Origin of the sequence: Stenotrophomonas sp. SMYL20 (genome assembly GCF_036320045.1) — a bacterium.
In the GTDB taxonomy this organism is placed as follows: domain Bacteria; phylum Pseudomonadota; class Gammaproteobacteria; order Xanthomonadales; family Xanthomonadaceae; genus Stenotrophomonas; species Stenotrophomonas maltophilia_A.
Window position 1 is genome coordinate 1 of the sequence record NZ_JAWIRT010000008.1, and the last position, 20,636, is coordinate 20,636.

Here is a 20,636-nt window from a genome sequence, read left to right on the forward strand (position 1 = left end):
GGACACGCCGTAAACCCGTCCATGGGGGCTCGGCCGCGGCTTGCTCGTGTGCGCTGTCCTGCGCACACGGCAAGACCGGGGTTGGGCGTCCTGCCCAACCCGCCCGCGGCATGCCTCGGGCCCATGCCGCGGACGGTCCCGCCCAGCCCACCCGTCCGGCCTCTGACAGGTTCCGTGCGCGCCAGCCACGGAAAAGAAAAAAGAAAATCAAAAGCAACAGCCGGGGGTTGAGGCAGAATCGGGGTTTCGGCTGGAGGTCTGCGCGTGCATCCAATTGAAAGTGAACGCCTGCGCCTGCGTGCGATTGAACCTGATCGCGATGCGGCGCCGATGCTGGCGCTGTTGAATGATCCGGGCTTCGTGCGCTTCATTGGTGACCGCAATGTGCGCAGTGAAGAACAGGCGCGTGAGTACATCGCGCTGCGGGTGCTGCACAGCTATGCGTTGAATGGGTTCGGCATGTATGCCATCGAGCGGTTGTCCGATGGGGCGTGGCTGGGCAATGCCGGGCTGGTGCGCCGCGATGGCCTGCCGGGGCCGGACATCGGCTACGCGGTGCTGTCTGAATTCGCCGGGCAGGGCTATGCCGGTGAGGCGGCGCGGGCGGTGTTCGCGCATGCGCGCGCTGAGCTGGGCCTGCAGGATCTGTACGGCATCACCGATCTGGACAACGTGGTGTCCGGGAAGATCCTGCTGGGCCTGGGCATGCAGGAGCGCGGGGTGATCCAGTTGCCGGGCATCGAAACGCCCAGCCGGCTGTACGCCACCTTGGGTGCGGCTGACGTCGGGTAGTGCCGGCCGCTGGCCGGCACCCACCATCAGCCGCGCAGTTCGGCCAGCTGCGCCTGCAGCTCGGCCACGGCCGCTTCCAGCTGGGCCACGCGCTCGGCCAGGCCCGGATCGGCCGCGTCGCTGCCACCGCCGCTGCTGGCGTATTTGGCCGCAAGCGCCGCGCCGTCCACTTCACCGCACAGCAGGTGCATGTAGCGGTCTTCGCGCTGGCCGCTGGCGCGCGGCAGCACCACCAGCAGCGCGCGCTGCTGCAGGCGCTCGATGGCGTGGCGGGCTTCGTCGGCGTCGGCGAAGCGGTGCAGTCGCTCGCTGCGCGTGACCAGTTCGCCCAGGGTCTGCGGCCCACGCAGCAGCAGCATCGCCAGCAGCACGGTCTGCTGCCGGGTCAGGTCCAGCGCGGCCTGCAGGCGGTGCTCGTAACGGTCTGCGCGCGAGGAGAAGTGCTGGCGGGCCAGGCCCAGTGTTTCCAGCTGGCGCAGCGCGTGCTGCACGCTACCGGCATCGACGTTCATCACCGGCTCGCGGGCGGTCTTCTGGTTGGCGGCCGATTGGGCGGCGTTGACCGTCAGCGGATAGGTGTCCGGGGTGGTTGCCTCCTTCTCCACCAGGCAGCCCAGCAGGCGGGCCTGCACGGCGTCGAGCAGGGGGACGTCGGGGGTCTGGGTGGAATCGGTCATGGCGGCCTCCGGAAGGGCAACGGGTCAACCGCCAAGCATAGCCGTCCAGGGACCGCCTTTGCCGGTAAAATGCGCCGGTATATCTGATTGCCGGTGAATCCATGCGTCGTCCCGTTTCCCTGTCCCTGACCCTGCTCGCCACCGCGGCGCTGGGCCTGTCCGCCTGCAAGCGCGTGGATGCGCCCGCCGCCGAAGCCGCTGCACCGGAGGCCCCGGCCGCCGCTGCCAAGGCCGACGGCGCGCTCGATGCCACTGCCAACGACAATCTCAATGCGGTGCTGTGGATGCAGCGCGCGCAGGAGTACAAGGCGATCACCGAGCAGACCTACCGTGCCGCCGCCGACCACCTGGATGCCGCGCTGAAGGAAGCCCACTGGGATGCGCTGGTGCCGGAAGAACGCGGCAACGAGGCCAAGGGCCTGAAGCCGGCCGTGGTGCTGGACGTGGATGAGACCGTGCTGGACAACTCGCCCTACCAGGCGCGCCTGGTGCGCGACGGCAAGGAATACGACGAGCTGACCTGGGACCAGTGGGTGGCCGAAAAGAAGGCCAAGGCCATTCCGGGCGTGGTTGATTTCGCCAAGGCCGCCAACGCCAAGGGCGTGACCCTGCTGTACATCTCCAACCGCGCCGTGCACCTGAAGGACGCAACCCTGGCCAACCTGCGCGAGCAGGGCCTGCCGGTGGCCGATGACAGCGTGTTCCTGGGCCTGGGCACCGTGGTCGAAGGCTGCGAGCAGGCCGGCAGCGAGAAGAACTGCCGCCGCCGCCTGGCCGGGCAGAAATACCGCGTGCTGATGCAGTTCGGCGACCAGCTGGGCGATTTCGTCGAAGTGACCGCCAACACCAACGACGGTCGTGACGCGCTGCTGCAGCAGTACCACGACTGGTTCGGCGAGCGCTGGTGGATGCTGCCGAACCCGACCTACGGCGGCTTCGAGCCGGCGCAGTTCAACAACGACTACAGCCAGTCGCGCCAGGCCCGTCACGACGCCAAGCGCGCTGCGCTGGACTACGCACCGTGAGCCGCGCGCCGCTGCCGCTGCGCGATGACGAGCGCCTGATCTTCGCGCTGGACGTGCCTGACCGCGTGCAGGCGCTGGAGTGGGTCGACCGCCTCGGCGACAGCGTGGCGTTCTACAAGATCGGCATGGAACTGCTCGCCTCCGGCGAGTACTTCCAGGTGTTGGACGAGCTGGCCCGCCGCGACAAGCGCGTGTTCGTCGACCTGAAGTTCTTCGACATCCCGGCCACCGCCGCGGCGGTGATCAAGCGCCTGTCGCAGTGGCCGGTCAGCTACGCCACCATCCACGGCTGGCACCCGGCGATGATGGAAGCCTGCGCCGCCGCCAACAGCAGCGACATGCGCCTGCTGGCGGTGACCGTGCTGACCTCGATGGGCCGCCCGGACCTGGCGCAGATGGGCATCGACCGTGAGCCGGTGGACGTGGTGGTCGAGCGCGCGCTGGCCGCGCAGGCGGCCGGTATCGATGGCGTGATCGCCTCGGGCCAGGAAGCCGGCCCGATCCGCGCCGCTACCGGCGCCGGGTTCTCGATCGTCTGCCCGGGCATCCGCCCCGGTGGCCCGGTCGGCGATGACCAGAAGCGTACCGTTGGCGTGGCCCAGGCCTTTGCCGATGGCGCCGATGCCATCGTGGTCGGTCGCCCGATCCGCCTGGCCGCCGATCCGCAGGCTGCGGCCCGGGCCATCCAGCAGGAAATCGCGTCGGCGTTGGCTACGCGCTGAGATTCCGCTGCGCAGTCTGCAGGCCCGAACGCCATCCCGACCCGCGCGGGATGGCGTTTTTGCATCCGCCGAAGGACCGGTTGTGCCCGAATCGCCGCAAAACCTGCCGTAGATTTCATGGCCCCGGCGCAAGGCATCAGGCTACCCAATAAAATCAATGATTTATATGACACTACGTGAAGTATTGCCTTAACTTGAGCGGCAGCGTAGGATCGCCGCCATCCGGTCCTCGGACCGGACATGTGCCACAACACTGTCCACCGGCCCTGCGCCGGCTTGAAGAGCCTGTGATCCTCGTGATCCCGGCTCTTTTTTTATTCCGATCAGTGACTTGCACAAGCAACTGCGGAAACCGTGACGTCCCGGCTTGCCGCTGTCACCTCGCAGGCCGCAAGATGCGGACCGGTCCGGGGAGTCCGAGTGCATGAGCGTGGCAGTGCGAGGAAGGTCTGCGCGTGGATGGGGGCTGGCAGTCATGCTGCTGGCCGTGGCCGCGTGCCGTGAACCGGCCAACGATCCGGCCAGGCCGGCAGCCGAACCGGTTGCGGCGGTGCAGGCGATGGCCCTGCGCCTGGCCGAGGACGATCTGGTCGGCTATGCAAAGCTGTCGGTTCCGCCCAGCCAGTACCAGCGCCTGCAGCAGGCCTGGGCCGAGGGCCACAGCCAGTGGCCGCTGACCGAGCTGCCGCTGGGCGACCAGCTGCTGCCGATGCTGGCCGCACTGCGCACGCCCAATGCCGGTGCCGAACTGCAACGCAGCTTCGACCGCCAGCTGGCCGGCCAGGCCGGTGCCGTGCGCCAGGCCGCGCAGTCGATGGGCAACTTCGGCGTGCAGTACCTGCGCCACCAGAAGGGCTATACGCCCGGCCAGCAGGCCCATTACATCGCCCTGGTGGAAACCCTTGCCAGCTGGGCGCAGGGCGCGCCGATCAGTGACCGTGCGCGTGCACGCAGCACGATCGCCGCGCTGGTTGGTGCCGCCGGCAAGGTTGGCTTCGACGATGAGGCCGGCCTGCAGGCCGCGGGCATGGAAGGCAGCCTGCAGCAGCTGGCGCCGTTCATCCATACCCTCAAGGCGGTGTTGGGCAGCTACGGGTTGGGCGTGGATGACGCACTGCGCAGCGTGCGCGGTGAACTGCTCTCGGTGGAGGGCGACAACGCGCTGGTACGCCTGCACTACGACCTGGCGGGGCGTGAGATGACCCTGCAGCTGCCGCTGAGCCGCCGCGAGGGCCACTGGTACCTGACCCGAACCCTGGCCGACACCGACGCGCTGCTGCGCAAGGCCGACGCGGCCCGCGCCGCTGCGTCGCCGTCACCGGCTGAAGCCCCCGCCGAGGGTGGGGAAGCGGCAACGCCGCCGCCTAAGCCATAATGGCGCCGATGTCGAAACAGAACCCGCTGCCGTTCCCCGGCGAAGAATCCCAGTCGACGCCCGCCGATACGGTGCCGGCGTCCCCCTCGACCGGTACCGGCCCGAACCCGGTACCGCCGCCCGCGCATGCGCGTCCGGCCGGCCGCCGCCCGCTGTGGGCTCGCCTGCTCGGCCGCCTGGTCGAGCCGTGGCTGTCGCTGAAGATCGAACCGGAAGACCCGGGCCAGTACAACGATGGCCGCCCGGTCATGTACGTGCTGGAAGACTACGGCCTGTCCAATGCGCTGATCCTGGACAAGGCCTGCCGCCAGGCCGGCCTGCCATCGCCGTTGGTGCCGCTGGCCGGTGACCCGACCGGCCGCAAGCGCGCCTACCTGGCGTTGTCGCGGCGCAGCTCCAGCAACTCGCTGATTCCCGAGCAGCGCGGCGCCAAGACCCATTCGGACTCGCTGGCCAAGGTCCTGCAGGCACATCGCGTGCGCGATGACCTGGACGTGCACCTGGTGCCGGTGTCGATCTTCGTCGGCCGCGCGCCGGACAAGCAGAGCGGCTGGTTCGCCGTGCTGTTCTCGGAAAACTGGGCGCTGGTCGGCCGCTTCCGCCGCCTGCTGGCGGTGCTGCTCAACGGCCGCAGCACCATCGTCCGCTTTGCCCCGCCGATCTCGCTGCGCAGCACCGTGGACGAAGGCCTTGAGCCGGAGCGCACGGTGCGCAAGCTGCAGCGCGTGCTGCGTACCCATTTCCGCCGCATCCGTGAATCGGTGATCGGCCCCGACCTGTCGACGCGGCGCCTGCTGGTCGACCAGGTGCTGGCCGCCGAACCGGTGCGCGAAGCGATCGCCGCACAGGCCAAGCGCGACAATTCGAAGCCGGCCGATGCCTGGAAGAAGGCGCACGCCTACGCCTGGGAAATCGCCGCGGACTATTCCAGCCCGGTGGTGCGCTCGGCCAGCTTCATGCTCAGCCACGTGTGGAACCGCATCTATGCGGGCGTGCTGGTGCACCACCTGGACAAGTTCAAGGCCGCCGCGCCGGGCCATGAAGTGGTCTACGTGCCCAGCCACCGCAGCCACATGGACTACCTGCTGCTGTCGTACCTGCTGTACGACCGTGGCATCGTGCCGCCGCACATCGTGGCCGGCATCAACCTGAACCTGCCGGTGGTCGGCACCCTGCTGCGCAAGGGCGGTGCGTTCTTCATCCGCCGCTCGATCCGTGGCAACGCGCTGTACTCGGCGGTGCTCAGCGAATACGTCGCGCAGCTGGTGGCCGGTGGCTACTCGCTGGAGTACTTCGTCGAAGGCGGCCGCTCGCGTACCGGCCGGCTGCTGCAGCCCAAGGGCGGCATGATCTCGATGACGCTGCGTGCGTTCCTGCGCCAGCCGCGCAAGCCGGTGCTGTTCCAGCCCATCTACATCGGCTATGAGAAGCTGATGGAAGGCGGCAGCTACCTGGACGAACTGTCCGGCCGGCCGAAGGAAAAGGAATCGATCTGGTCGCTGCTGTGGGGCATCCCCAAGGTGCTCAAGCAGAACTACGGCCAGGTGGTGGTGAACTTCGGCGAACCGATCGCACTGAACGACGTGCTCGCCGAGAAGGCGCCGGAGTGGAAGGGCGAGGCGGTCTCCGAGGACGAGAAGCCGGCGTGGCTGTCGACCACGGTGGATACGCTGGCCGAACGCATCCAGGTGCGCATCAACGGTGCCGCCGACGTCAACCCGATCAACCTGCTGGCGCTGGCCCTGCTGTCCACGCCGAAGCATGCGATGGGCGAGGCCGACCTGATCGCGCAGATCGAGCTGTGCAAGACCCTGCTGGTCGAGATGCCGTACTCGGACCGGGTGACGGTGACCCCGCACTCGCCGGAGCGGATCATCGCCCATGCCGAGGAAATCAACGTCCTCACCCGCATCAAGCACCCGCTGGGCGACGTGCTCAGCGTCAGCGGCGATACCGCAGTGCTGCTGAGCTACTTCCGCAACAACGTGGTGCACCTGTTCACCGCCTCGTCGTGGGTGGCCTGCTGCTTCCAGAACAACCGCCGCATGAGCCGCACCGGCCTGGTCCAGCTGGGCCGTACGGTATATCCGTTCCTGCAGGCCGAGCTGTTCCTGCCGTGGAGCGAGGACGAGTTCGCCCAGCGCATCGACCGGACCATCGACGTGTTCGTGCGCGAAGGCCTGCTGCAGAACGTCAACGATGACGATGGCGGCATCCTGGCGCGCAACACCGGGCAGACCGACGAGGTGTTCCGCCTGCGTGCGATCGGCCATTCGCTGCAGCAGGCGTTCGAGCGCTATTACATCGCCATCTCGGTGCTGGTGAAGAACGGCCCGGGCGTGCTCGGCGCGGCCGAGCTGGAAAGCCTGTGCCAGCAGGCCGCGCAGCGGCTGAGCCTGCTCTATGCACCGGCGGCACCGGAGTTCTTCGACAAGTCCCTGTTCCGCGGCTTCATCCAGAAGCTGCGCGAGCTGCGCCTGGTGTGGCCGGACGAGAACAGCAAGCTGCTGTTCGACGAACGCCTGGACGCCTGGGCCAAGGATGCCAAGTTCATCCTCGGCCGCGAGCTGCGCCACACCATCGAAAGGGTCAGCCCGGAAGCGGCCCGCCCGGACGAGCCTGCGCCGCAGGATTGAAGGCAGCGCCGGGCGATGCCCGGCGAACGGCATGCCAACCAAGGTTGGCATCTACCGTGGCGAAGCAGTAGATCCACGCCATGCGTGGATGGGCCACCGCTCAGGCCGGTTCGTCGGGAATCTGCAGGCTTTCCAGCTTGGCGATGCAGTCCTTCAGCTGAAGCTTGCGCCGCTTCAGGCGCTTGGCTTCCAGCTCGTCCTCGCCATTGGCGGCCATGCGGGTGATCTGTTCATCCAGCAGGCGGTGCTCGGCGCGCAGGGCGGCGAGGTGCTCGACGATCTCGGCGGGGCTGTAGGTGTCCACAGCCTCCGAGCATACACAGCGATGATGACTGCCGGGAGAGGGGAATTCCGACCCCCGGCCGTGGCCGCTCCGAGCCGTTAGAATGGAACCCATGAGTGCCGTGATTTCCCTTCCCGATCCCCAGCCGCGCATCGCCCGTGATCCGCGCGTGGCCGAGCGCGAGCAGCACAAGCTGGCCAAGCGCCTGCGCCGCCAGGTCGGCGAGGCGATTGCCGACTTCGGCATGATCGAGGCCGGCGACAAGGTCATGGTCTGCCTGTCCGGCGGCAAGGACAGCTACACCCTGCTGGACGTGCTGCTGCAGCTGCAGAAGAAGGCGCCGGTGCCGTTCGAGCTGGTGGCGGTGAACCTGGACCAGAAGCAGCCGGACTTCCCCGAGCACGTGCTGCCGGAGTACCTGGCCGGGCTGGGCGTGCCGTACCACATCATCGAGCAGGACACCTATTCGGTGGTCAGCCGGGTCATCCCGGAAGGCAAGACCATGTGTTCGCTGTGCTCGCGGCTGCGTCGTGGCGCGCTGTACAACTACGCCGAACTCCATGGCTTCACCAAGATCGCGCTGGGCCACCACCGCGACGACATGGTGGCCACGTTCTTCATGAATCTGTTCCACCACGCCAAGCTGTCGGGCATGCCGCCGAAGCTGCGCAGCGATGACGGCAAACACGTGGTGATCCGGCCGCTGGCCTATGTGCGCGAAAGCGACATCGTCGAGTACGCACAGGCACGCCAGTTCCCGATCATTCCCTGCAACCTGTGCGGCAGCCAGGAGAACCTGCAGCGCCGCCAGGTCGGCCTGATGCTGAAGCAGTGGGAAAAGGACCACCCGGGCCGCATCGAGCAGATCGCGCGTGCCATGGGCGAAGTCCGGCCCTCGCAGCTGGCCGACACCACCCTGTTCGACTTCATGGCGCTGGGCCGTCGCGACGACGCGCCGCTGCCCGACGCCCATGCCTGGCTGGCCGGCTCCCCGGCCGACGCCGACGCAGATCCCGAGACGCCCACCGTTTAAGGTCGGTCGCCCTTCCTCTTTGCCATCCGGAATTCCATGTTCTTTCGCAACCTGACGTTCTTCCGTTTCCCGACCACCACCGATTTTTCCGAAGTCGACACCCTGCTGCCGCACGCGCTGCTGAAGCCGGTCGGCGCGCTGGAAATGAATTCGCGCGGCTTCATCTCGCCGTTCGGTCGCGAGGAGAAGGAGCTGCTCTCCCACCGCATCGCCGAACACCTGTGGCTGACCGTGGGCGGCGAGGACAAGATCCTGCCGGCGGCGGTGGTCAACGACCTGCTCGAGCGCAAGCTGGAGGAGATCGAGGAGAAGGAAGGCCGCCGCCCGGGTGGCCGCGAGCGCAAGCGCATGAAGGACGACCTGCTGCATGAACTGCTGCCGCGCGCCTTCGTGAAGTCCTCGCGCAACGACGCCTTCATCGACCTGCAGCACGGCTACGTGGCGGTGGATACCTCCAGCCGCAAGACCGGCGAGTACTTCATGTCCGACATCCGCGGCCTGCTCGGCAGCTTCCCGGCGATGCCGCTGAATGCCGAAGTCGCGCCGCGCTCGATCCTGACCGGCTGGATCGCCGGCGAGCCGCTGCCGACCGGGCTGAGCCTGGGCGAAGAGTGCGAGATGAAGGACCCGGTGGAAGGTGGCGCGGTGGTCAAGTGCCAGCACCAGGAACTGCGCTGCGACGAGATCGACAAGCACCTGGACGCCGGCAAGCAGGTGACCAAGCTGGCGCTGATCTTCGAAGACAACCTGTCCTTCGTGATCGGCGACGACCTGATCGTGCGCAAGCTGAAGTTCCTCGACGGCGCCCTGGACCAGCTGGAGCATGCCGACGAAGACGGCCGCCGCGCCGAGTTCGACGCCCGCTTCGCCCTGCAGAGCGCCGAGATCCGCCGCCTGTTCCTGTTGTTGGAAGAAGCCTTCAAGCTCAGCAAGGCTGACTGAACAGGCAGCCCGACGGCCGCCGGTCATCCGGCGGCCCGAAGCGGCGCTATGCTGGGCGCATGAGCCGTCTGCTGCGCCGCCTGATCAGCCCGACCCCGCCCGCCACCGTACAGCGCGACACCGTTCGCCTGCGCCTGGAGGATGCCGAGATCGAGGTGCTGCGCGTGCGCGATCCACGTGCGCGCCGCATCAAGCTGAGCGTGGACGAGCGCGGCGCACGCTTGACCCTGCCGCCGCGCGCAAGCCTGGTGATGGGCGAACGCTTCCTGGAACAGCATCGCGACTGGCTGGCGCTGCAGCTGCGCCAGTACCAGGGCCAGGGTCTGCCGGCACCGCTGCAGCCCGGCGAAGACGGTGTGCTGCCCCTGCGTGGCGAACTGCTGCCGCTGCGCTGGCAGGAAGGCCGCTACGCGCGGCTGGAGATCGACGCGCACGGCGCCTGCGTGCAGTGGCCGACCCGCGGCGGTGATGCCACCCTGCGCCGCCTGCTGCGCGAGTTCTACGAAGCCCAGACCCGCGCCGACGTCGGCCGCTGGCTGCCGAAGTACCTGCCCACCCTGCCGCGCGCACCCAGTCGCCTGCGATTGAAGGTGATGTCCTCGCAATGGGGCTCGCTCGCCCCCGATGGCAGCATGGCACTGGACCTGGCCCTGGTGCTCGGTCGTTCGGAAGCGTTCGAGTACGTGCTGGTGCACGAGCTCTGCCACCTGATCCAGCCGAATCACTCACCCGCGTTCTGGCACGAAGTGGAACAACGCTTCCCCGCCTGGCGCGAACAGCGCGATTACTTCCAGCTGGAAGGGCGCCGCTTGAAAGCTATGCTCCGCCAGCTGCTGTAGAGCCGAGCCTATGCTCGGCTAACGCGCGTAGCGCGGATATTCAGCCCTCGCGATCAACAGCAGCCGAGCATGGCTCGGCTCTACAAAAGCGCGCGCAGCGCGCGACCCGCTTTCGCTCCTGCTCTTCTTTCTTTCTTCCGTGGTGGGCACACCGGAAACTGTCGAAGGACGGGATGGGTGGGATTGCGGGGGTGTCCGCGGCATGGATGCCGCGGCCAAGCCCCCATGGATGGGTTCACGGCGTCCCCCGCAATTCCACCCATCCCGGCCAACCTCATGACCGCGCAGGCCCCACCCACCACGAGGGGCTCAGCCGTTGGCCGAAACCCTCACCCCGCCCGCAACGCCGCCGCCGCCGCCCACCGCGCCGCCACCCGCGGCGCCGTAATGCACACCGCCTGATCGGTCACCGTCGTCACCGCGCGCTCCAGCAGCTGGATATCCGCCTCATGCTGGCGCGCCACATGCGGATCCTCGAAGAAGATCGCGCGCTGGCAACGCCCCTCCAGCACCCGGTCGGCAATCTGCGCATCACCGCCCATCGGGCCGCTCTGGTAGCGCGTCACCCACGGCGTATCACGCGGCCAGCCCCGGCTCCAGGCCAGCTCGTTCAAACGCTGGCCGGTGGTCCCGGTGGCCACCCGCTCACCGAACCGGGCCAGCACATCGAAGTGCTCATCGGCGAAGGCCAGCATCGCCGGCTTCATCGCATCGTGCGCGATCAGCGCCAGCGTCTGGCCTTCGAACGCATGCAGGTCGTCGGCGCCGGCATCGGCTGCCAGCCCGGCGTGGACGCGCTCCACCTCCACCCAGTCGCGTGCGGTGGCCACGGTCGAAATGAACGGCTTGCCGTGGATCACGCACTGCCGCTTGAGCGCGGTTGCTTCCGGAAACACCGAGGATGGATCGACCGGGTCGATCAGGTAGATCGCGCCATCCAGTGTCCGATCCGGACCCATGCCAACGACTTCGGCGACCAGCTTCATCAGGCCACCCTCGCGTCCGTAGGGATAACGGTGCAGGCCCGCGTACCCGGTCAGGAAGCCCTGCCGTTCGATCGCGTCATGGGTGCGGCCGACCGCATGCAGCGACACGCCCAGCTCGCGCAGGCCGGCCTCGCTGCTGCGCAGCCAACGGAACAGCGCAGCGCGCGCGTCGTGGTGATGAAGACGGTTGGCAGCCAGGCCGATGCGCATCGAACGCTCCGCAGGTACGGGTGAAGGCGGCAGTGTATGTCGGCATTCCCCCATCTGGATGCTTTTACAACTTTCTTCATTGCCGTCGGCCCGCGCGTCGATAGCGTGGCAGGCAGCGGTACCGCAGCGCGGCCGTTCCTTCCGCCCGCGAGATGAGGATGCCTACCGTGAATGTCGCCGGCTTCCCGGCAGCCATTGCTGTCATGGCCAGCCTGCTGCTGCCTGCCGCGGCCTCCGCCACGGGCTGCAGCACACCGCTGCGCATCGCCTGGCCGTCCGACCGTGCTCCTTTGTCGTCCAGCGAACAGGGCGAAGCCCGGGGGCTCGGCGCGGCGTACCTGAAGCTGCTGGGCGGGCAACGGCCACTGCAGCTGTTGCCCGTGCCGGCCACCAGCGTGGACCGGGACGAGCTGCCGGCCGGCACCCAGGCGCTGCTGGGATGGCCACGCTCGCAACTGCCTGCCGGATGGGTGGTCAGCACGCCCTACCTGCAGCTGCCACAGGTGATCGTGCGCCGGGAGGATGCGCCGCCGGTGCTGGGCCTGGAAGATCTGCGTGGACGCATTGTGGCCAGCCCCAGCCGGATGCCGCTGCAGGGGCTGCTGGCCGAGCAGGCAGCGGGTGCACAGCTGCTGCCTCCGGCAGCGCTGGACGATGCACTCCCGCTGCTGGGCACCGGATTGATCGATGCGGTGGTGGCCAACCTCGGCGACGTCGAGGCGGCGTTGCGCCGCTACCAGGGCGATGCACTGCTGATCGCCGCGCCGGCCGGTTTCGATGATGCCCTGGTGCTGGCGGCCACGCCCGCCTGCGCCGATGTCATCGCCGGCTTCGAACAGGCGCTGTCGCAGCTGACCGATACCGAGCGCGATCAGATCCGCGCGGCCTGGCTGCCGGACCGGCCGCGCAACGCTCCGTCATCGTCGCCCCTGCGCTGGCTGGTGCCGGCCTCGCTGATCCTGCTCGCCCTGGCGCTGGTCCATGCCTTCGGCTACTGGCGGGTCCATCGCGAGAGCGTGCGCCGCCGAGGGGTGGAGCAGCGCCTGCAGGAGGTGACCGCGAACCTGCCGGCGGTGGTCTACCAGGCGCGTCGTTCGGCGGGCGGCCACTACAGCTTTCCGCAGATCGCCGGGGACGTGCAGGCCCTGTTCGGAATCAGCGTGGAGACCGCGCGGATCGATCACCAGCGGTTGTTGGCCGCGGTCCACCCGGATGACCGCAACCAGGTGATGGCCTGCGTCGAGATGGCTGCATTGGCGCGTGGCCCGATCGACGTCACCTTCCGCACCCGCTCGCCACAGGGCTGGCGATGGGTGCGCTCGCATGGGCGGCCGTTGTCCTGCGACGACAGCGACGTCGAGTGGAGCGGCTACTGGATCGACGTCAGTGAGGTGCAGTCACGTACCCGCGCGCTGGCCGAAGCGCGCCGCGAGGCCGAGCAGGCGGCACAGGCCAAGGCGCACTTCCTGGCAACGATGAGCCACGAGATCCGCACCCCGATGAGCACGCTGCTGGGCATGCTCGAACGGCTGGCGGGCAGCAGGCTCGAGGCGCGCCAGCAGCAGGTGCTGGCCACCGTCGATGATGCCGCGCGGATGCTGCGGCAGATCCTCGACGATGTACTGCACAGCCAACGCCTGGAGGGCGCACCACTGCAGCTGCGGCCCACCGACCTGGCGGCACTGGTGCGCGCGGTGCAGCAGCTGCTGATGCCGGTGGCCGCCAGCCGAGGCCTGCACCTGCAGGTGGTGCTTGATCCGGAGATGCAGCCGGGATCGCTGGCTGATGGCCTGCGCCTGCGCCAGATCCTGTTCAACCTGGCCGGCAACGCGTTGAAGTTCACCCGGCACGGCCACGTGGAACTGCAGGTGCAGGTACTGCAGCAACGTGACTGGGGCCAGCGGCTGCGCCTGCAGGTAAGCGACAGCGGCGTGGGCATCAGCGAGGAGCGCCAGCAGGCGGTGTTCGCTGCCTATACCCAGGCGGAGCGCTCGACCACGCGGCGCTTCGGCGGCAGTGGGCTGGGCCTGGCGATCTGCCGTGAGCTGGCGATCTCGATGGGGGCGGAGCTGCAGCTGCGCAGCTCGCCCGGGAAAGGCACCACGGTGTGGCTGGATCTGGACCTGGATGCCTGTGAGGCACCCGTGGCCGAGCCCGCGCCGGCGGTTGCGGACGAGCGTCCATTGCCGGCGGCGCGCGTGCTGATGGCTGAAGACCATCCCACCAACCTGCATCTGCTGGAGCAGCACCTGTGTGCGCTCGGGCTGCAGGTCCACGCCTGTACCGATGGACGGTCGGCGCTTGAAGCATGGCAGGCGCAGCCGTTCGACCTGGTCATCACCGACTGCCACATGCCGGGCATGGATGGCTTCGCGCTGGCACGGGCGATCCGTGCCGATGCCTGCCCGGCGCGTGCGCAGGTGCCGATCATCGCGCTCACCGCCAGCGTGATGGAAAGCACCCGCGAAGCCTGTCGTGCGGCTGGCATCGACCACTTCCTGGCCAAGCCGGTGGAGCCGCACGCACTGCGGGCGCTGCTGGCGGCATTGCTGGTACCGGACTCAGTGGGCCAGTAGCCGCACGATGCTGGCGGCGGCATCGCGGCCTTCGGCCACGGCGGTCACCACCAGGTCAGCACCGCGCACCGCGTCACCACCGGCGAACAGGCGCGGATGCGCGGTCTGGAACGGCAGGCGGTCCTTGCCACCGGCCACGATGCGGCCGTTGGACTGGCCTTCCACGCCCAGCTCGGCCAGCCACGCCGGCACGCTCGGCGAGAAGCCGAAGGCGATGATCACCACGTCCGCTTCCAGCAGCGATTCACTGCCTTCGATCGGCACGGCGTTCTGGCGGCCGTTGGCATCGGGCTCGCCCAGCCGGGTTTCCACCACGGTCACGCCGATCACTTCATCGTCGGCGCCGGCTTCGATCGACAGCGGCTGCCGGTTGAACAGGAAGCGCACGCCTTCTTCGCGGGCATTGGCCACTTCGCGCGCGCTGCCGGGCATGTTGGCTTCGTCGCGGCGATAGGCGCAGGTGACCTTGGCCGCGCCCAGCCGCACCGCGCTGCGCACGCAGTCCATGCCGGTATCGCCGCCACCGAGCACCACCACGCGCTTGCCGTTGAGGTCGGGCAGGGCAATGGTGTCTTCCCAGCCGGCAATCGGCCGGCCCTTCGGGTCATCGCCGCCAACGATGCGGCTGTTCTGCACCAGGAACGGCAGGGCCGGCAGCACGCCCTTCAGGTCCTGGCCGTCGAGGCCACCATCGGTGTAGCGGTAGGCGCCGGTGCCGACGAACACCGCGTCGTGGCTGTCCAGCAGCTGCTGCACGCTCAGGTCACGGCCGATCTCCACGCCGAGGCGGAACTGCACGCCCATGCCCTCCAGCACTTCGCGGCGGCGATGGATCACGTCCTTGTCCAGCTTGAAGCTGGGAATGCCGAACTGCAGCAGGCCGCCGATCTGCTCGTAGCGGTCATAGACCACCGCGGCAATGCCGGCGCGGGCGAGGCGATCGGCACAGGCCAGGCCGGCCGGACCGGCGCCGATCACCGCCACGCTGTGGCCGCTGGGCTGCACCGCGCCCAGATCCGGGCGCCAGCCGCTGGCCAGCGCGGTATCGACGATGTACTTCTCCACCGCACCGATGGTGACCGCACCGAATTCCTCCAGCGTGCAGCTGCCCTCGCACAGTCGATCCTGCGGGCAGACCCGGCCGCACACCTCCGGCAGCGGGTTGGTGCTGTGGCACAGCGTGGCGGCTTCATGGATGCGGTTCTCCTGCACCAGCTGCAGCCACTGCGGAATGGCGTTGTGCACCGGGCACTTCCAGCTGCAGTAGGGGTTGCCGCAGTCCAGGCAACGGCCGGCCTGGTACTGGGCGTCCTCCTTGCCGAACTTGCCGTACAACTCGCCCCAGTCGCCGGACGTACGCAGTTCCACCGGAATGCGCTGCGGCATGGTGCGGGGCAGGTCGAGGAACTGGAAGGCGTGCTTGCGGCTCATGGCGGGCTCTGGAATGCGGGGGGAACGTTGCCGGCCAGCGGCCGGCACTACGTGATCCTGGGATGCCGGCCAGCGGCCGGCACTACCGTTACGCGGCGCGTCGCAGGGTTTCGGTCAGCGACTCGATGCTGGCGGCCTTCGGTTTGACCAGCCAGAACTTGCCGATGTAGTCGCGGAACTCGTCCAGGATCTGCTGCGCCCAGATGCTGCCGGTCAGCTCGCGATGGCGGCCGATCAGGCGGTGCAGGTGCTGGCGGTAGTTCTCGAAGCCTTCGGCGGACACGCGATGGATGTCGATCAGCTCGTGGTTGTAGCGGTCGACGAAATCGCGGTCGACGTCCAGCACGTAGGCCAGCCCGCCGGTGAAACCGGCACCGAAGTTCAGGCCGACCTTGCCCAGCACCAGCACCACGCCATCAGTCATGTACTCGCAGCAGTGGTCACCGGCGCCTTCCACCACCGCCAGCGCGCCGGAATTGCGCACGGCGAAACGTTCGCCGGCACGACCGGCAGCGAACAGTTCACCGCCGGTGGCACCGTACAGGCAGGTGTTGCCGATGATGGCGGTGCTGCGTGCCTCGAAGCGGGCGCCGCGCGGCGGACGCACCACCAGGCGGCCGCCGGCCATGCCCTTGCCGACGTAGTCGTTGGCTTCGCCTTCCACTTCCAGGTGCAGGCCGCCGACGTTGAACGCGCCGAAGCTCTGCCCGGCACTGCCGCGGAAACGCAGTTCCAGCGGCGCCTCGGCCATGCCCTGGTTACCGTGTGCGCGTGCCACCGCACCGGCCAGGCGGGTGCCGATGCTGCGGTCGGTGTTGTGGATCAGGAAGCGGTGTTCGCCACCGCGCTTGTGTTCGATGGCCGGGGCCAGCAGGCCGTCCATCTGCGTGGCCAGGCTGTCCGGCGATTCGTACAGGCGCTGCGCGGCACAGTGGCTGCCCTCATAGCGGCTGTCGGCCAGCAGGCGTGACAGGTCCACGCGCACGCCGTCGCGCGGCGCCGCCTCGATCTGCCGCAGCAGGTCGGTGCGGCCTACGATTTCTTCCAGCGAACGCGCACCCAGGTACGACAGCCAGCCACGCACTTCCTCGGCCAGCAGGCGGAAGAAGTTCTCCACGCGCTCGGGCTGGCCGGTGAAGTGGTTCTCGCGCAGGCGCTCATCCTGGGTGGCAACGCCGGTGGCGCAGTTGTTGAGGTGGCAGATGCGCAGGTACTTGCAGCCCAGCACGATCATCGGCGCGGTGCCGAAGCCGAAGCTGTCCGCGCCCAGCAGTGCGGCCTTGACCACGTCCAGGCCGGTCTTCAGGCCGCCATCGGTCTGCAGCAACGTGCGCCCGCGCAGGTCGTTGGCCAGCAGTGCCTGGTGTGCTTCGGCAATGCCCAGTTCCCACGGCACGCCGGCGTAACGGATCGAGCTGACCGGTGACGCACCGGTACCGCCGTCGTGGCCGGAGATGGTGATCAGGTCCGCACCGGCCTTGACCACGCCCGCTGCGATCGTACCGACGCCGGCGTGGCTGACCAGCTTCACCGACACCAGCGCGGTCGGGTTGACCTGCTTGAGGTCGTAGATCAGCTGCGCCAGGTCTTCGATCGAATAGATGTCGTGGTGCGGCGGCGGCGAGATCAGGCCGATGCCTGGACGCGCGTAGCGCAGCCGCGCGATCAGTTCGTTGACCTTGTGCCCAGGCAGCTGGCCGCCTTCGCCGGGCTTGGCGCCCTGCGCGACCTTGATCTGCAGCACTTCGGCATTGACCAGGTATTCGGCGGTGACGCCGAAGCGGCCCGAGGCCACCTGCTTGATCTTGCTGCGCTTGGCGGTGCCATAGCGGGCGGGATCCTCACCGCCTTCGCCGGAATTGCTGCGACCACCGAGGCGGTTCATCGCAATCGCCAGCGCCTCGTGTGCTTCTGGTGACAGCGCACCGAGACTGATCGCCGCGGTATCGAAGCGCGGGAACAGTTCGCTGGCCGGCGCCACGTCATCGAGTGGTGTCGGCGCAGCGGCCGGCACCAGTTCCAGCAGGTCGCGCAGTGCAGACGGCGGGCGCGCATGCACCGCATCGCAGTACTGCTGCCAGGCACGCGGATCGCCGCTGCGCGCCGCGCGCTGCAGGGTGGTCACCACGTCCGGGTTGTACATGTGGTACTCGCCGCCGTGCACGTACTTCAGCAGGCCGCCGACATCCACGTCCTGCTGCGCATCCCAGGCCTGCGCGCACAGCTCGCGTGCGTCGGCATCCAGGCGCGCGAAACCGGCACCACCGATGCGCGAAGCGGTATCCGGGAAGCACAGGTCCACGACTTCCGGTTCCAGGCCGATGATCTCGAACAGCTGCGCGCCGCGGTAGCTGGCCACGGTACAGATGCCCATCTTCGAGATGATCTTAGACAGGCCCTTGTAGACGCCCTTGCGGTAGCGGCGGCCGATCTGCGACTGCTCACCGCCCTTGCTGAGCTTGAGGATGCCGCGTCGGCCCAGGTCGAACAGGGTCTGGTAGGCCAGGTACGGGTACACCGCGGTAGCGCCGAAGCCGAGCAGGCAGGCCATGTGGTGCGGGTCGCGCGCGGTGCCGGTCTCGACGATGAGATTCACGTCGCAGCGCAGGCCCAGCCGCGAGAGGTGGTGGTGGATGGCGCTGGTGGCGAGCAGGGCATGCACCATCGGCCGCCCGGCCACCGGGTAGCGGTCGGACAGCAGCAGCATCACCATACCCTCGCGCGCGGCCTGTTCGGCCTCGGCACAGATGCGCTCGATGCCGGCGCGCAGGCCCTCGTCTTCGCTGTAGGACAGGTCCAGCAGGCGGTTGGCCTGCACGTACTGGTCCATCTTCAGCAGCTGGCGCAGCTTGCGCTGGCTCAGCACCGGCGAGTTGAGGATGACGTGGTTCACCGTCTCCGGGCCGGCGTGGAAGATGTTGGTCTCCCTGCCGAGCTGGGTGGACAGCGACATCGCGCAGTCTTCGCGCAGCGGATCGATCGGCGGGTTGGTGACCTGCGCGAACGCCTGGCGGAAGTAGTCATAGAGCGGACGGCTGCGCTGGCTCAGCACTGCCATCGGCGTGTCGTCGCCCATCGAGCCGGTGGCTTCCTGCTCGGTCTCGGCCAAGGGCCGCAGCACCTGCTCCACTTCCTCGCTGCTGAGCTGGTAGAGCTTGTGGTAGCTGCGCAGCGTGCCTTCGTCGAAGGGTTCCTCCACCAGCGAGGGATCGATCAGTTCGGTCTGCAGGTAGGTCACGCCCTGCTGCAGCCATTGCTTGTACGGCGCGCGACCGCGGTTGATGCGATCCACCGCATCGGAGTCGAGCAGGTCACCGCGCTTGAGATCGATGGCCACCATTTCGCCGGGGCCGAGCTTGCCCTTGCGCACCACGCGCTCGGTCGGCACTTCCCACACACCCGCTTCGGAGGCGACCAGGAAGTGGCGGTCGGCGGTCAGCATCCAGCGCGCCGGACGCAGGCCGTTGCGGTCCAAGGTGCACACCGCATAGCGGCTGTCGCAGGCGACGATGCCGGCCGGGCCATCCCACGGCTCGCTGTTGAGCCCATGGAACTCGTAGAAGGCGGCCAGGTCCGGATCCTTGAATTCGAGCGACTGGGTGGCCGGCGGCACCAGGATGCGCAGCGCCTGGATCAGCTCCATGCCACCGGCCACCATCAGCTCCAGCATGTTGTCCAGGCTCTGCGAGTCAGAGCCGTGCATGGAGATGACGGGGTCGAATTCACCGATGTCGAAGCGCGGCGTCTTCCACACCTTGCTGCGCGCCTGCGCCCAGCGCCGGTTGCCTTCGATGGTGTTGATCTCACCATTGTGGGCGAGCATGCGGAACGGGTGCGCCAGCGGCCAGCGCGGCAGCGTGTTGGTGGAGAAGCGCTGGTGGAACACGATCGCGCTGGAGGCCAGCTCGCGGCGCTGCAGGTCCGGGAAGAAGCGGCTGAGCTTGTCCGGCAGCACCATGCCCTTGTAGCTGATCGCATCCGGGGTGAGGGTGGTGACGTAGAAATCGGCATGCTCGCGCAGCTGCTGTTCGCTGCGACGGCGGGCCAAGAACAGCGCCAGTGCGAAACCGGCGTCATCCTGGCCGATGCCCGCGTCGACGAACACCTGCTCGATGCGCGGCAGCGTGTCGCGCGCCAGCTGGCCGCAGACGCTGTCATCGGTGGGCACCTCGCGCCAGCCGGCGACCTTGCAGCCGACCGCTTCCACCTGCGCCTGCAGCTGCGCGCGGCAGGCCTGCGCCGCGTCGGCGTCGTGCGGCAGGAACACCAGGCCGGCGGCGAAACGCGCAGCGACCGCGATGCCGGCTTCGCTGGCCAGCAGTTTCAGGAACGCATCGGGGCGGCGCAGCAGCAGGCCGCAGCCATCGCCGGTCAGGCCATCTGCGGCGACACCGCCACGGTGGGTCATGCGCGAAAGCGCGGCGATGGCGGTATCAACCAACAGGCGCGATGGTTGATCGTCGAGCTGGGCGACCATGCCAAATCCACAGGCATCGCGCTCGGAGCGCGGGTCGTAAAGCCCTTGGCGGTTGCGGGGGGCCATCTCTACCTCGATGCGGAATGAATTGAACGGGGACACTCAAGCCCGCTCAATCCCTGGAGCGCATCGTGAGGCCACCGGATGCCTCGACTAGATCACAGGTTGCTGCAACGCCGCAATACACGGTTGCAGGTGCAACAGAACGCGCCGGCAACCCAGTGCCGGCGCGGGGCCGGACTCAGCCGCAGCGCGCGCCGCTGACGGCGCCCTTGGCGTCCACTTCGATGTTCAGGCGGTCGCCGAGGAACTCCATCGTGGCCACGTCGTTGGGCTTGAGCACGCGCACCTGGTTGGCGCCGGCATCTTCCTGCGCCTGCTTGCCCAGCGCGTCGGTGTAGGTCTGGCCGACCAGGCTCTGCACCTGGCTGGCATCGCAGGTGCCGACCGGCGGAGCCTCGGTGGCCTTGCCGGCTTCGTCGGCCGGCGCCTTGGCGGCTTCGGCGGCCTGCTGGGCGTGGGCCGTGGCCGAATCCTGTTCATCCAGCGCCGGTGCCTGGCAGGCGGTCAGCGCCAGCACGGCCGGCAGCAACAGGGCGGAGAGCGAACGGGCGCGAATCGGGAACGACATC

The 20,636-nt window shown here is 68.3% G+C and carries 15 protein-coding genes; 9 read left to right on the forward strand and 6 right to left on the reverse strand.

The features are described 5' to 3' along the window. Positions 1 to 264: 264 nt before the first annotated feature. A complete protein-coding gene (locus tag V3B48_RS07690; protein ID WP_049422378.1) occupies positions 265 to 792 on the forward strand; it encodes a GNAT family N-acetyltransferase in 528 nt (175 codons plus the stop codon). 26 nt (positions 793 to 818) lie between these two features. On the opposite strand, the gene V3B48_RS07695 is transcribed toward V3B48_RS07690, so the two are convergent. Further along, positions 819 to 1,469, reverse strand: coding sequence for a DUF480 domain-containing protein (locus tag V3B48_RS07695; protein ID WP_032128686.1), 651 nt, complete (start codon positions 1,467 to 1,469; stop codon positions 819 to 821). 101 nt (positions 1,470 to 1,570) lie between these two features. Between V3B48_RS07695 and V3B48_RS07700 the strand changes: the two genes are divergently transcribed. From V3B48_RS07700 to plsB, 4 genes are all read left to right on the forward strand, one after another. After that, a complete protein-coding gene (locus V3B48_RS07700; protein ID WP_032128687.1) occupies positions 1,571 to 2,494 on the forward strand; it encodes a 5'-nucleotidase, lipoprotein e(P4) family in 924 nt (307 codons plus the stop codon). Next, the gene (pyrF, locus tag V3B48_RS07705) at positions 2,491 to 3,216 is read left to right on the forward strand and encodes an orotidine-5'-phosphate decarboxylase (RefSeq protein ID WP_032128688.1); all 726 of its coding nucleotides are present in this window, start codon (positions 2,491 to 2,493) and stop codon (positions 3,214 to 3,216) included. The genes V3B48_RS07700 and pyrF overlap by 4 nt, the downstream gene beginning before the upstream one ends. A gap of 424 nt (positions 3,217 to 3,640) precedes the next feature. Then, positions 3,641 to 4,591 carry a hypothetical protein gene (locus V3B48_RS07710; RefSeq protein WP_107432560.1) on the forward strand — a complete coding sequence of 317 codons (951 nt, stop codon included), beginning with the start codon at positions 3,641 to 3,643 and terminating at the stop codon, positions 4,589 to 4,591. Further along, positions 4,591 to 7,227, forward strand: coding sequence for a glycerol-3-phosphate 1-O-acyltransferase PlsB (gene plsB, locus V3B48_RS07715; protein ID WP_032128690.1), 2,637 nt, complete (start codon positions 4,591 to 4,593; stop codon positions 7,225 to 7,227). The genes V3B48_RS07710 and plsB overlap by 1 nt, the downstream gene beginning before the upstream one ends. A gap of 100 nt (positions 7,228 to 7,327) precedes the next feature. Here plsB and V3B48_RS07720 read toward each other — a convergent pair whose 3' ends face one another. Continuing rightward, on the reverse strand, positions 7,328 to 7,531 hold the full coding sequence (locus V3B48_RS07720) for a YdcH family protein (protein WP_049461553.1): 204 nt from the start codon (positions 7,529 to 7,531) through the stop codon (positions 7,328 to 7,330). Positions 7,532 to 7,622: 91 nt separating this feature from the next. On the opposite strand from V3B48_RS07720, the gene ttcA reads away from it, so the two are divergent. The 3 genes from ttcA to V3B48_RS07735 are packed head-to-tail and all read left to right on the forward strand — an operon-like array spanning position 7,623 to position 10,324. Next, positions 7,623 to 8,543 (forward strand): tRNA 2-thiocytidine(32) synthetase TtcA, encoded by a 921-nt coding sequence (gene ttcA / locus V3B48_RS07725; RefSeq protein WP_180837745.1) that lies wholly within the window; start codon positions 7,623 to 7,625, stop codon positions 8,541 to 8,543. A gap of 36 nt (positions 8,544 to 8,579) precedes the next feature. Next, positions 8,580 to 9,485, forward strand: coding sequence for a recombination-associated protein RdgC (locus tag V3B48_RS07730; RefSeq protein WP_005411825.1), 906 nt, complete (start codon positions 8,580 to 8,582; stop codon positions 9,483 to 9,485). A gap of 59 nt (positions 9,486 to 9,544) precedes the next feature. Then, a complete protein-coding gene (locus V3B48_RS07735; RefSeq protein ID WP_032128692.1) occupies positions 9,545 to 10,324 on the forward strand; it encodes a SprT family zinc-dependent metalloprotease in 780 nt (259 codons plus the stop codon). Between the two features lie 329 nt (positions 10,325 to 10,653). On the opposite strand, the gene V3B48_RS07740 is transcribed toward V3B48_RS07735, so the two are convergent. Next, the gene (locus V3B48_RS07740; RefSeq protein WP_049422383.1) at positions 10,654 to 11,520 is read right to left on the reverse strand and encodes a methylglyoxal synthase; all 867 of its coding nucleotides are present in this window, start codon (positions 11,518 to 11,520) and stop codon (positions 10,654 to 10,656) included. 167 nt (positions 11,521 to 11,687) lie between these two features. Here V3B48_RS07740 and V3B48_RS07745 point away from each other — a divergent pair, with 167 nt between their 5' ends. Continuing rightward, positions 11,688 to 14,096: an ATP-binding protein gene (locus V3B48_RS07745; protein ID WP_197616749.1), complete on the forward strand. Its 2,409-nt coding sequence runs from the start codon at positions 11,688 to 11,690 to the stop codon at positions 14,094 to 14,096. Here V3B48_RS07745 and V3B48_RS07750 read toward each other — a convergent pair. From V3B48_RS07750 to V3B48_RS07760, 3 genes are all read right to left on the reverse strand, one after another. Beyond that, complete coding sequence (locus V3B48_RS07750) at positions 14,082 to 15,527, reverse strand: FAD-dependent oxidoreductase (RefSeq protein ID WP_014035469.1); 1,446 nt, start codon at positions 15,525 to 15,527, stop codon at positions 14,082 to 14,084. The two genes, V3B48_RS07745 and V3B48_RS07750, sit on opposite strands and share 15 nt — an antisense overlap. Positions 15,528 to 15,615: 88 nt before the next feature. Beyond that, complete coding sequence (gene gltB, locus V3B48_RS07755) at positions 15,616 to 20,070, reverse strand: glutamate synthase large subunit (RefSeq protein WP_329893474.1); 4,455 nt, start codon at positions 20,068 to 20,070, stop codon at positions 15,616 to 15,618. Between the two features lie 175 nt (positions 20,071 to 20,245). Then, positions 20,246 to 20,635 (reverse strand): I78 family peptidase inhibitor, encoded by a 390-nt coding sequence (locus V3B48_RS07760; protein ID WP_004133799.1) that lies wholly within the window; start codon positions 20,633 to 20,635, stop codon positions 20,246 to 20,248. Position 20,636 lies beyond the last annotated feature (1 nt).